This window comes from Alkalibacterium sp. m-11 (assembly GCF_054658155.1).
In genome coordinates, this window is the sequence record NZ_BAAGIR010000057.1 from 1 (window position 1) to 13,243 (window position 13,243).

Consider the following 13,243-nt stretch of genomic DNA (forward strand, 5'->3'; position numbering starts at 1 on the left):
TAAAACCTCTTCAGAAAAGGATTATGAAAGATTTCGACTTATCAAAAATGATTGTGATTACTGACGCTGGTCTCTCTTCTGCAGATAACCGAAAATACAACACATTAGGACAAAGAGGGTTTGTGACTACTCAATCTATAAAAATGCTTCCAAAGCATTTAAAAGCCTTTGCTTTAGATAAAACGGGCTGGAAACTTACCCATGCAACGGGGAAAAATCGACTCAAAGAGTATGATTTATCCACTTTAAATCCAAAGAAATATGCGGAGAATACTTTCTATAAAGAACGTTGGATTAATGAAAAAGGGCTTGAACAACGTTTAATCATTACTTTTTCTTTTAAATATCAAAGCTATCATCAAAATATTCGGGAAGGCCAGATTGAACGAGCCCTAAAAAAAATTGATAATCCTAGTCAGTTGAAAAAGAAAAGAGCAAATGATCCTAACCGATTTATTGAATCAGTAAGTTTTACTAAAAATGGCGAAGTAGCTAAAAAGACGCACTATACACTAAATAGTGAACAAATAGAGAAAGAAGCTCAGTATGATGGGCTTTATGGGGTGTGTACTAATGTTCATTCTACTCCAGAAGAAATTGTGGCGATTAATCAAAGACGATGGGAAATTGAAGAAACATTTCGAATTATGAAAAGTGAAATGAAATCACGTCCTGTATACCTTCAAAAAGATGAACGCATTCAAGCTCACTTCTTGACCTGTTTTCTCTCTTTATTAATCTTTCGTATCTTGGAAAAGAAATTAGGAGAAACCTTTACATGTCCAGAAATTATCGAAACGCTAAAGAAAATGAGGGTGTATGATGCGAAAGGACACGGTTATATCCCAACGTACATGCGGACTCGTTTAACCGATCATTTACATGAAACCTTTGGGTTTCGGACAGATACAGAAATTGTGAGCAACAAAATAATAAAAAAAATTATTAAAGATACAAAAATAGCAAAATAGTACCCTATTTTGAGCATTTTTAAACCCCGGTAAATCCCTTAGTGTAGGGATTTATCGGGGTTTTGGGTGTTAAAGATGAGATAGACATTCAAACCGCTGTTCTGCAAGTATATCATGCTTCATAGGAATGTGCAAAGAAGCAATTTTTCGGTCACGTTTCGGTCACGAATAATGTAACAGTTCGACTAATTCATACCGATCCCACAATAGGATACATTATTATAACTCAGTGACCTACGAGTGACGTTACAGTAGAATCTCCAGGAATGTTCTTACTTTCTGACTTATTCTGAAAAAATGTGCTAAGTCATTCAAGGAATGTAAGTTTTTATCTTTTCTATTGCTGTACATTTTGAAAGCCTTAATGATAATTTCCTTATCCATTCTGCTTTCACTCCTCAATATGTCGCACAAAGTCCTTTCCATGGAATAGGTCTTCACTATATTGCCAAAAACTGTTTCTATATCAACAGTATCAATCGAGTAATGTTCTTTTTTTACATAAAAGATTTCAAAACCTGCTTCTTTCAATTTATGTGAATTATAACCTCGTTTTACTGTGCAAACATAATTTAAAGGGTCTCTGTCGGTTAAATCATGCAAGTACAAAGCAGTCTCATGAGAATAAACAAATTCTCTTCTCATTTGAAGGCTGTACATATCATCCTTATATGCGTTAATCGGCAGGTAGACACCATAGTCTACTTTTTCAATTTTCTTCTGCTTGGTAAGAAGACTAAGTCTTTCATTGGATAAACCAAGCTCATTAGCTTCTCTTGCGGTGAAAGCCCGACTGCCCTTTAACAATTTGTCGAGACTATTCATATGTACTCACCCTCTTTCTTTATTTTCATACTACTATAATTCTTAAACGAAGTATATAAATCAATAAATTATTATTCAGTGAAATACCCAACTTGACTATGACCTTAGACATACTCAAGTTGGGTATTTTAATTTTTAGTCTGTTTCACTTAAAAAGTTCTTTATCCTTTCAATCGCTTCTTCAAGCGAATGATCCACATCGTTACTTTTCAGAGTTTCCCACACACCTCCATGTTTTGTGCATCGGTCAAGAAAGTTAGAGTCATCAGTCCAGAATCCTTTACTCTTATCATCAATCATTTCTTCAAGGCATTTTAAAAGATACTGGTCCTTGAAGAATGGAAAACCATTTATCAGATAAGAATGTTCATCGTCCTCTTTATTGTTGTAGCTTATGTTCGGGTCCTTCCCAAAGTATCTACCAGGCACTTTGTTCTCTTTATAATTGAGACGTTTTAGTCCTTCATGGGAAGTTGCGTGATATCGGTAAGTCATGTTAGTCTCCAAGAAACTCACCATAAAATCAACTCCTTCTTTCAAGTCAGCTGTTGCATTGGTAGAAATTAGAATGTCGGGAACATTCTCCGACAAAAGAGTCATGGCATAAAGTTCTGTTACAAACCCTTTATAAGCGCTCTCTACTCTCCAACGTAGGTACTTTCTTCTCTTTGCAGTCAAACTGAAGTTGCTTTTGATAGCTTGTTCCTCAAACATAGCTTCTGCATGCTTTACTAAGAGCCATTCAGTTATTACTGTTTCATGCCTATCCATCAAACGATTAAACAGTATAACAAACGGATCACAGTTTTTAAGAAAAGCGTTAATAAGCTCTTCTTCCTCAGCACTCACAAACATACTCGTTTTAGCTGATTCATACTCGGGTCTTTCAAACAGAGTCCGAAACTCTGCTGCTGTTAGCTTCAATTCCTTGTCAATCACTTTTATTTCTTTTCTCATAGAGTGTTCCTCCTAATAGATGATTTTTCAAAGCAGGTCTTTGCTGCTCTGTTGTCTCATTTTATTCAGGAGTATTCCTTATAATTACCACATGAGGTTCTACCTTGTTTGACCCCTGTTCGACCCTTAAACCTGCAAAGGTATTGGCTGAAGTAGGTTTCCGATACAGTCTTCTAACCAAGTAGTGTACGCCTTGTACAACAATGCCTATGATGGAATGCAAGCACAAAAAAAGAACACCACAGGATTTGTGATGTCCGCTTATTCGTCTATTCAGTATCGGGCTGAAGGTATTGCTTTATAAATTCTTTATTGAAGTCCTTTAGTTGCGATAAGTCCTCATTAATTTTCAGGGCCGCCCACTGAATTTCTGTCATACGCTCATTCTGCTTCATCAACTCTTGCATTAATTCAGCTGAATCTTGATTCATTCCTGTTCCTACATTAAACCCGGTTGCTGTATCGTCTTCTATCCCATACAACTTCACCAACTCAGCATACAACTTGTAATTGATGTTATGCCGAGACTCCCCTTCTATCCTACAAATGTACGCTGGTGAACAGTTTACTTCGTGAGCTACCTCAGCAAGCGTCAAGCCTTTGCTTTTTCTGGCTGTCTTTAGCTTATTTCCAATTGATTCTTTCATTTAATCTCACCTGCCCTATTGTTGAACCTTTTGCCCAACTCCTAAATTTTTATGATGTCCTATTATATGATTCCTTTATCCTAATTATTCATCTGATCTAATCATATTGCTTAATGTTCTTATGAAGTCCCCTACGTAGACGTATTCTTCACTGTGGTTGAAGAAACGCTTATTAAAACTCGAAATTTGATTCCATCTTAGATAGATTGCATTCTTATCGAAACGATACTCAACTTTTAAAGATGTTGCAGCCTCTATTTTTTTCACTGTTGATACAAGAGCATCTCTCAGTTGCTCTTCTCTATAAAATTCAAAGAATTCAATATATTTGAACTGTTCTAACTTACCTACCCAACAATTACCATTTGCAACCAACTCATTCGTGATTACTTTCAGTAAGTAATCAAATAGCGCTACATCATCCTTTAATGTCAGGGTGTTGTGATCCTCCCAGTTCTTTTCAATTAGAATCTTTAATATGGCAACATAAGATGTAGTATTTATACTTATCTCCAGGAAAACATCTCTCCCGGTTGGATTATGGAAATTTATACCTGTTAAAAATACCCAGTTCGTTTGAAATGAAAATCCTTCTTCAAAGATATCCAGTGCTTCGCCTCTCTTTACTTCACCTTCTTTATATTTAGTAATCGAATGACCTACTTCTCTCAAATAATAGAGTCTGATTAATGTTGAATAGTAGTCAGAAATTGAAGGAGAGCAATATATTCTTCCTACAAATCTCACTAAGTCAATTTTTGATGTTCGCTCAGACAACGATGAAAATATACTATTAGAAAATAGCATTTCCAACATTTTGTAGTCTAATTGATCTAAGCCAAACCTGTCTAAACTCACATCATACTCATTTTTAATGATATGCTGCTCTGAATACTCAATTGTATCATTCAATCCAATCAGTATATTCTTTATATTTCTACTTGATTTACGACTTAAAGATTCTTTCTTTCTTCTCACTACTATCCTTTCCTCATTAACGAATTGAATAGCACAATCTTGAGAAACAATTTTGAAAACCTCAGATTCTTCTAAACTGTAATAATAGAGTTTACTTGATCCTCTACTGTTTTTCCTTAGAGAATGAATTGATAGTTTTGATTCTTCTATATCGTATATCTTACCTGCACGAAGCTCATCCTCCCTATCAAAGAATAATATGTATTCTCCTATCATGCTTTTTTTTAGCATTGTCATATAGATCACCCTTTTCTATCATTTCAGACATTATAACCTTGATTTCTTATTTCTAAAAGAACAATTACCAATCACTTTTAGTTATTTTTATATTAATGACTATAGTCAAAAGTGACACTTTTACCACTAACTCAAAAGAGAATAACAGCCTTGTTGTTTCAATCTTGTCTCATATTCAATTTGACAGTGGTCAAAAACCTTCACCATCTACCGACAAATTATAGACACAACTGATGTCTATAAAACAAAAAAGACGAACCTGTTACGGGCTCGTCTTTTAGCATATTTTCAGTTCTTCATTAATGTGAGGTACTATACTTACTTGTTAAGTTGATGTCTTTCGTTTTAATTGGTTATTATATCAATGTTTGGGACTTGCTTGTTTCTTCATAATGGGTAATTGATTTCGACTTCTTTTCATAAGTCAGCAAAAAGTCTTTATACCTACTCGTCACTTTAATTTCAATATTTTTATCTTCTGTTGGTGATACTCGTGTTACTCGAAGGTCTTGTTTATTAAAACCACTTCTCTCAGAAACATAGTCTATAGCTATATCGGGATTGAATTTTATAAGTGATGGTCTTTGATATTCACCAAACTGATCAAAAAACTTTTTAATGGAACGTCTACCAAATTCAGATAATGCACCTAATGCTATTCCTTCCACCACGAAAACTACGATTTGATGATAGTCACCTGCGCCGCGTTCATATGCACTTTGACCCAGTAAATATTTTTCTGAATCTAAGCCCTGTGCTTTCATTAATAACTCAAATTCTTTGAGGTCTTCTTGGTCAATATAGTCGATTGAGAGGAAGGTTACTTCCCCATCTTCTCTTTTCAAGGACGATTCATCAATGCAAGTTACATTATCAAGAGAAATGGATTCCAAGTATTCAATTAATGTGCTTACGTCTTCACCGAAAAACACAAAAACGTTGAGATAACAGAAGGAATCAAATTCTTCAGCTTTGATAGATAAACCATCACTATATCTTTTAAAAATCAGTTCCCTCAACTTGAATACTACTTCTTGTACATCGACATCTGTACAGATGTCGATTTTACTCAAGTGTTTGTTCTCTATAACAGTCATTCCATCTTCACTGAAGTTAGTTTTATACAGGTCAATATAGAGTTGCTTTGCATTATCCATTACATCTCCTCCTTTTCTAAAACTACTGAATGTGTATTATTCCTCTTCTCTTAGACTATAGAAATCGTTTTTACTTCCTTAACTCTTTGTATACCTCGCGACTGACTGCATTCAGCACAATTGTATAGAACGCCTTATCCTTGAACAATTTCGCAAAGGCTTTTGACTGTGACTTGAATGAATCTTGGGCAATCTTTTGAAACTCTTGCGGGAAGAGGTTTTCTTCGAACATTTGTTGACTGTTGTTGTTGGCTTGCTGCTTGAGTTTTGTATTTCCTTTAATCGCTTTTCGGTAAATTTCTTCTACTACTACTCTATCTGAATCAGTAAACTCGCCTTGGAAGCGGTCATTGACTTTCTTAATGATCGCTTCCAAAAACTCATCTTCTTCGGGTGGTTTAGGGTTGGCATCCACTTCTTTAACATTTTCCAGCTCGCCATCCACAGTATCCGGTGTCAGTGATACATCCCCTTCAAACTCTTTCTTCAGCTGGAAGAACTCCAATTTAATCTTATCATCAAGATCTACCACGTCTCTGCTTTCCTTTGGCAGGAACTTTACAAGGTATTTGGCAAAAATGTACTCTTGATGGAGTGTCTGGTCGAACATACGTGTTAACTGAGTGATGTAGGCATACCACTTGACGAAATTTCGTAAAGTCACTCTAAATTCATATTGCTGGCTTTCTTCCAAGTCTAAATACCGATTGATAATAGGCTTCAAAGCACTCGTGAACTGACCTAATTGGCGGTCATTCTGTGGCCCTTTTTTATTATAGATTTTCATGATATCATCTACGTCTTTTTGATTATAGACAACGTATTTACGCAATTTGTTCTTTGTATCATAGACTAAATTGACATCAATGGCTTCATTCAGAGTTGTTTCCTCGTAATAAGGTTCAAATGCTTCCTTGATTTCTTCTGCTTCGTTAACAAAGTCTAATACAAAAGTGTCATTTTTATCGGGATGTGTTCTATTCAGTCGAGATAAGGTTTGAACTGCCTTGACTCCGCTTAGCTTCTTGTCAACAAACATCGTATGCAAAAGCGGTTCATCAAAGCCTGTCTGAAACTTCTCCGCTACTACGATGACGTTGAATTCTTCAGTATTGAATTCCGCCTTTATTTGATCAGACGAAATCGACTTGCCATCCTTTTTCGTGTTCAGCTTGCTTTCGGTATACTCTTCTGATTGATCATTAACAGTACCGCTGAATGCCACCAGTACATCCATATCATGGTAGCCTTTTTGCTTGATGTACGCTTTGAATTCTTTGAAGTAACGTACTGCATGCAATCTTGAGGGAGTAACAATCATTGCTTTGCCTTTCCCTTTTATCTTATGCTGGGTTACTTCCTTGAATTGTTCAACCATAATAGCAGTCTTTTGTTTAAGATTGTATGGATGAAGGGACTCGTATCTCTTAATGGCTTTCAGTGCCTGTGTTTCAGGGACTTCTGGGTTGTCATCTGTTTCGCGAGCAATCCGGTAAGCAGTCTTGTAGGTTGTGTAATTCTTAAGTACATCGAGAATAAAGCCTTCTTCAATTGCCTGGCGCATAGAATAGGTGTGGAACGGCTTGAATGTTCCATCTTCTTGCTTGGAGCCAAACATTTCAAGGGTTTTCTCTTTGGGTGTAGCGGTAAAAGCAAAGAAACTTAAGTTATCGTGGCGGCCATGACTCATTAGTTCTTTCACTAATTTATCTTGTCCATCCAACTTATTGGCTTCTTCTTCCCCTTCAATCTCAGCATATTCTCTAAGGGCTGCTTCGGTATCTGCTAAAGCAGTCTTTAGCTTTTGCGCACTGCTTCCTGTTTGTGATGAATGGGCTTCGTCGACAATTATTGCGAAATTTCGACCATTGGCACTATCTACTTCGTCATAAATCACTGGGAACTTTTGGAGCGTCGTCACAATTATTTTCTTACCAGCATTAATGGCGTCTTTCAAATCCTGTGATGATTTTTTGTCGTCGATGGTTTCCACCAGTCCGGTCACGTGATCAAAACTGGCAATGGTTTTTTGAAGTTGCTGATCCAGTACACGTCTGTCGGTTACTACGATAACAGAGGAGTAAACCGATTCGTCATCCTGATTATGTAGACTACTCAAGCGGTAAGCTAACCAGGCTATACTGTTTGACTTTCCACTTCCCGCACTATGCTGGATAAGGTAATTGCGTCCGCTTCCATTCGTACGAGTATGATGCACTAATTTCGACACAACATCCCACTGGTGGTAGCGCGGAAAGATAAGCTTTCCTTTATGGGGATCGCCCTCCAGACTCATGAAGCGCTGCAAGATTTCCATCAAGTTGTCTTTTTGTAGTACTTTCTCCCATAAATAGGATGTTGCATAACCAGTTGGGTTGTCAGGGTTTCCTTTGCCGCCAACATTCCCAGCCCCCTTACTGCCTTGATTGAAGGGCAAGAAGTAGGTATCATCCTCTTTCAGTTGAGTAGTCATCCATGCTTCATAAAGATCGACCGCAAAGTAAACTAAGAAGCGTTTGTTGAACTGAAAGCACAGCTCCCGAGGGTTCCGGTCTTCTTTAAATTGGCGCTTGGCGTGTGTGACACTCTGGCTTTTAATCTGATTTTTTAGCTCCAACGCTACGATAGGTATCCCATTCAATGATATAGCCATATCCAATGTGTTGCGATTACTGGAGCTATAGGCAAACTGACGTGTAACAGTCAGTCGGTTCGCCTGATAGTCCGCAATCACTTTGTCATTCAAAGACGATTCAGGGCGGAAAGCTGCGACTTTTATCTTAGCCCCTCGATCTTCAATGCCATGCCGCAACACATGTAGCAATCCATTATTATTAATCTCATCATTCAGCCGATTATAAAACTTATCTTCGGCTTGTCTTTGGTAGTTGCGTTCGTATCTTTTCCACTGCTTAGGCTGTGTTTCTTTGACAAATGTTAAAAGCTGACCTAAATCAATCGCCCGGTCAGCATCATAGCCTTTCATGCTTCCTTTAATGTAACCACCTTGTGTCAGTAAATACGTTTCAATATCCTGTTCAAAGCGACGTTCATCATCCTGTAAAGACATTACTTGACCTCCTTTTTACCAGTCACGTATTCATAAATAAGTGATTTTTTGAACAAGTCTAATTCTGACAATAATCTTCTTTTACTTTTCAATATTAGATCTATACTCTCAGATTTTTTGTTTAGATATTCAACAATAGCAATCAGTTCGTCTTTTGGTGGTATAGGTAAAAACATGTTTGCGTACTTTTCAGCTCCAATATTCTGAATAGTTGCTTGTATTACAATTGAATTTTTCCATTCTTCGTAGCTTTTGGATAACGAGTAATAATATACATAGTTGGACACATTTAAGTCCTCAACTTCTCCTTTTATCAAGTACCCTGCAAAAGCACTATGCGGAGTTTCTTCGTTTACCATGTATGTTTTACCGGCGGTAGCACCACTTCTTGCAAATAGTAAGTCCCCCACTTTTAAAATATACTCTTGGGCCACGTCTTCCTCTAATGACTGTCTATTTGTACTTGTCAATTTATTATTTTCAAGTATGTCAGTTATTCTAATGTACCTTGGTTTGTGCTTATCGTAATCCAAACCCGATTCATTGGCACCATATTTTAAAGGAGATTTTAATTGATATTTTAATTTACTGGAATTCCAATGAGAAGGTATATTGCCAATATACTCAACCCCACTATCTTTCATCTCCACTTCTGGATCCAGTCCTTTGGTGACTGTTTCGGTAATGAGAGATTGCTTGTAGGCTTTCAGGCTCTCAATCGATTGTTTTGTATCTTCGATGATATTGTCGATATGAGCCACTTTTTCATCCAGGAAAGCAGCAATCTTTTGCTGTTGTTCTATAGGTGGTGTTACTACTCTAAAATTTTGGAGCATAGGTAGTCGAATTGAATCCACTGTTGACTTAGCTGTTCCTTGCTCTACTTCTCTAATAAAGTTGTACTTTAAGTAGTAAAACAAGTACCTACTATTGATAAATTTGAAATTATGCAAATTATAAACTCTTTGATGGTAATCAAATTTTCCATTAACGTAATGAAATACCTTTCCCGCCCCGACACCATCACCAGCAGTTAAAATAGCCTCTCCATCAAAAGAGTAACTATTTATTCTCTCAATATGTGGAGATCTCACATAGAAAGGGTAGATTCCTCCTTCTTCCCTATTAATAGTATCTTTGTCTCCAGTTTTTATGTTGCACAGATACTTGAGTTTTATAGTATCCCATGAGGATGGTATTTCGCCTATCCACTCTACTCCACTATCCTTCATCTCTCTATTCACCATCTACATCGACCTCCTCACCTGAGAGGGCTTCGAAGCTCTTAACAATACGCGCTTCTATTTCTGAAATACGCTTAGCTATGTCCTCTGACTTTTCAGGTGCTTTATATTTGTAGAATAGGCGAGTAAAGGGAATCTCGTAGCCGATTTTTGTTTTCTTCTTGTCAATCCAGGCTTCTGAATTGAAGGGCTTGATTTCTCTCTCAAAGTACTCGTCAATATCTTCAGTTAAAGGAATGTCTTCAGTGTCTCTCAAGTTTGTATCTGCTTTTGGCTTGCCTTTTTTCAAAATGATATTACCTTCTTCGTCTTTTTCAGGACTTTCTACAGTCACTTTGTAAAAGCCAAAGTCTTCATTGTTCATAATCTTAGATTCTACCCGGCGATTGTCCAAAACGTACTCTTTTTCCAAGAACTCCCCATACGCCTGTACGATGATTTCGCGACACTCTTCAGTCATATCGACACGCTTGCTACCAATACTCTTGCGACGTTTATCGTACATTTCACTGGCATCGATAAGCTGAACTTTCCCTTCACGATGAAGGGGTTTGTCTTTGGAGTATACCCAAATGTAAGTCGTGATTCCAGTATTGTAAAAACTGTCCCCTGGAAGTTGAATAATCGCATCCAACCAGTCGTTTTCAATTACGTATCGACGGATCTCGGACTCGCCACTCCCTGCAGCCCCGCTGAATAGAGCAGACCCATTATGAATGATTGCCATGCGACCATCATCTTTTAATTTATTTAAGGCATTCAGTGTGAAAAGTAGTTGGCCATCACTCTTGCGGGGCAAACCAGGAGCAAAGCGTCCATTTTCTCCCTCGTCGTGTTCTGCCTTAACCTTCTTATGGGAACTCTTCCAGTCAACACCAAAAGGAGGATTAGATATACAGTAGTCAAAGGTATATCCTGGGAAACCATCTTCAGTCAACGTATTACCCAGTTTCATGTTTCCTGGGTTACCTCCACGGATCATCGTATCCGCTTTTGCAATTGCATATGTAGATGGGTTTATTTCCTGCCCGAACGTGGTTACTTCTGCATCTCGGTCAAACTCTTGTAAACGTTCAGTCATGGCACTCAACATTTGTGATGTTCCCATAGTCTGGTCATATACTGTTTTGACGACTCCATTATCCATCAGCATATTCTCGTCCTCAGCCAGAAGAATATCAGTCATCAAGTATATAATGTCACGACTTGTAAAGTGTTCCCCAGCTTCTTCATTATAAGACTCAGAGAAACGGCGAACTAAGTCTTCAAAAACATAACCCATATCAGTACTGGAAATCTTGTCTGCACCCATGTAAGCAGTGGGTTGATTAAATTCCTGAATAACGTAAAAGAGCTTATCATTATTGGCTAATCTGCTGATATGATTGTCGAATGAGAAATGTTCCAAAACATCCTGAACATTGTCGGAGAAACCATTCAAGTAGGCACGGAAGTTTTCTTCAATGTGTTCTGGATCTGATAGTAGCGAAGCAAAAGTAAACTTACTCGTATTATAGAAAGAATAGCCCCCAGTCGCATCCAGCAAGAACGGATCCACTACCTCAAAGGTCTTATATTCTTCATATGTTTCATGCACCTGTTCCAGTGTAGGTAAAAGCGTATCATGGAATCGTTTAATGACAGTCATCGGGAGGATAACTTCCCCATATTCATGTGGCTTATACAGTCCTCTTAATATTTCAGCGTTGTTCCAAATCAGGTTGGATTTTTCTTGTATATTGATGTTGGTTTGTAAATGACGATCTGTTTCATTCATATGTACTACCTCTTTCTTGATTCAATAATGCGTACTGTTTAATAATATCACTTTCAAACTTTCATTTCATCTCATCATAGCCAACTCTCAGCTAACAGAGATTCCTCATAGATAAAATCCTAAGGCATCTTTTGACCTCGAACAGCATAAGCTATTGAAATGGAATGGTTTCTTCTTCTTTCTCCTATAACAAGGAAAGGAATAAGGAGGAGAAACATATGAATAAGAAGGATGTCAGGGAACTGACTATACTGGATACTGATTACGTCAAGGTGATTCCGACTCGTCGAAATGTAGATATCCGCTACACTGAGAAAAATCAAGTGGGTTCATCAAATGACGCTTCAATAGCCACGCCTGATCACGAGCCAGTAAAACGCTTAACAAAAGATACCTATCTCGACCCTGCAACAAATACTGTTAAGCAGTACAAGCATAGAGAGAACAGAAGAGAGAATGAGTCGACGTTTCATAGAACGAAGAGAGAATTAAACTGGTTAATTTTAAATTCTTTTGAGGGAGAGAAAAACGAACTGTTCATTACACTCACTTACAAAGAAGCTGTGGCACACCATGCCGAACTCAATAAAGATTTTCGAAACTTCATTCGAAGGCTGACCACTCACTTCAAGAAAGAAGTAACCTTCGATTATCTGGTTGTCCGAGAACCTCACCTGTCTGGCAAATGGCATATGCATGTGCTGTTTAAGTACACTGCATGCAGCCCATCTGTAGAGACCAATCATTCTATAAAAGAATGGACAGACTTGCTTATGGAGAAATGGGGGCTTGGTTTTGTTCATGTAAAAGCCATTGAACAAGTGAATCAACTGGCAGTTTACCTAACAAAGCACCTGATGGATATTGCTGTTGATGAAAATGGAGAAGAAGTTGAATCATTTTCAAGTAGTCTATCAGTAGCTACCATTGCAAAAAATAAACGACTGGATCTTTACCCTCCCAACTGTAAAATCTACTCGTATTCTAAAGGGATCGAAAAACCACCCAAACTTTCTATGACCTATGCCGAATGCATCAGTCGGTATGGAACTGATTTTGAGAAAAATTGGGATAATTCCTTTCTTCTTTACAACGACGATTTCGCTTTGCTTCAAAGACACATACAACTCACTCGAAAGGAGTAAGCTCACATACTCCTCAGCCCTCCCCTTGATTATATATACACATAATGACGACATGAGCGGTACTAATCTTTAGGGTAGACAAATAGTGTTACTGAGGAGGAGACAGTCCTATGTGTAAAATTAATGTCGGAAGAGGGGAAATTCGACCTAGACAAAAAGAAAGAAGACCCTTAATCTAGAGATAACGACAACGCTAGAGAAAGAGGTCTTCTTATGAATCAAATTATATCAGAAA

Annotated in this window: 10 protein-coding genes; 2 read left to right on the forward strand and 8 right to left on the reverse strand. The window is 37.6% G+C overall.

Annotation, left to right across the window (positions count from 1 at the left end; all coding sequences use genetic code 11):
- A partial coding sequence (locus ACYQ2O_RS07220) for an IS1634 family transposase (RefSeq protein WP_459796304.1) occupies positions 1-971 on the forward strand: 971 nt, incomplete at its 5' end.
- Positions 972-1,217: 246 nt separating this feature from the next.
- Here ACYQ2O_RS07220 and ACYQ2O_RS07225 read toward each other — a convergent pair.
- From ACYQ2O_RS07225 to ACYQ2O_RS07260, 8 genes are all read right to left on the reverse strand, one after another.
- Positions 1,218-1,796, reverse strand: a complete 579-nt coding sequence (locus tag ACYQ2O_RS07225) for a type IV toxin-antitoxin system AbiEi family antitoxin domain-containing protein (protein ID WP_459796306.1) — start codon at positions 1,794-1,796, stop codon at positions 1,218-1,220.
- A 135-nt stretch (positions 1,797-1,931) separates the two neighbouring features.
- Positions 1,932-2,753: a hypothetical protein gene (locus ACYQ2O_RS07230; RefSeq protein WP_459796307.1), complete on the reverse strand. Its 822-nt coding sequence runs from the start codon at positions 2,751-2,753 to the stop codon at positions 1,932-1,934.
- Between the two features lie 269 nt (positions 2,754-3,022).
- Complete coding sequence (locus ACYQ2O_RS07235) at positions 3,023-3,400, reverse strand: helix-turn-helix transcriptional regulator (RefSeq protein ID WP_459796309.1); 378 nt, start codon at positions 3,398-3,400, stop codon at positions 3,023-3,025.
- An 84-nt stretch (positions 3,401-3,484) separates the two neighbouring features.
- Positions 3,485-4,615 carry a hypothetical protein gene (locus tag ACYQ2O_RS07240; protein ID WP_459796310.1) on the reverse strand — a complete coding sequence of 377 codons (1,131 nt, stop codon included), beginning with the start codon at positions 4,613-4,615 and terminating at the stop codon, positions 3,485-3,487.
- Between the two features lie 356 nt (positions 4,616-4,971).
- Entirely contained in the window at positions 4,972-5,772 is an 801-nt protein-coding gene (locus tag ACYQ2O_RS07245; RefSeq protein ID WP_459796311.1) for a hypothetical protein, read from the reverse strand.
- Between the two features lie 70 nt (positions 5,773-5,842).
- Complete coding sequence (locus tag ACYQ2O_RS07250; RefSeq protein ID WP_459796313.1) at positions 5,843-8,842, reverse strand: type I restriction endonuclease subunit R; 3,000 nt, start codon at positions 8,840-8,842, stop codon at positions 5,843-5,845.
- Entirely contained in the window at positions 8,842-10,089 is a 1,248-nt protein-coding gene (locus ACYQ2O_RS07255; RefSeq protein ID WP_459796314.1) for a restriction endonuclease subunit S, read from the reverse strand. The genes ACYQ2O_RS07250 and ACYQ2O_RS07255 overlap by 1 nt, the downstream gene beginning before the upstream one ends.
- A complete protein-coding gene (locus tag ACYQ2O_RS07260) occupies positions 10,079-11,863 on the reverse strand; it encodes a type I restriction-modification system subunit M (protein WP_459796315.1) in 1,785 nt (594 codons plus the stop codon). The genes ACYQ2O_RS07255 and ACYQ2O_RS07260 overlap by 11 nt, the downstream gene beginning before the upstream one ends.
- A 218-nt stretch (positions 11,864-12,081) precedes the next feature.
- Here ACYQ2O_RS07260 and ACYQ2O_RS07265 point away from each other — a divergent pair, with 218 nt between their 5' ends.
- Positions 12,082-13,008: a rolling circle replication-associated protein gene (locus tag ACYQ2O_RS07265; protein ID WP_459796317.1), complete on the forward strand. Its 927-nt coding sequence runs from the start codon at positions 12,082-12,084 to the stop codon at positions 13,006-13,008.
- Positions 13,009-13,243: the final 235 nt, after the last annotated feature.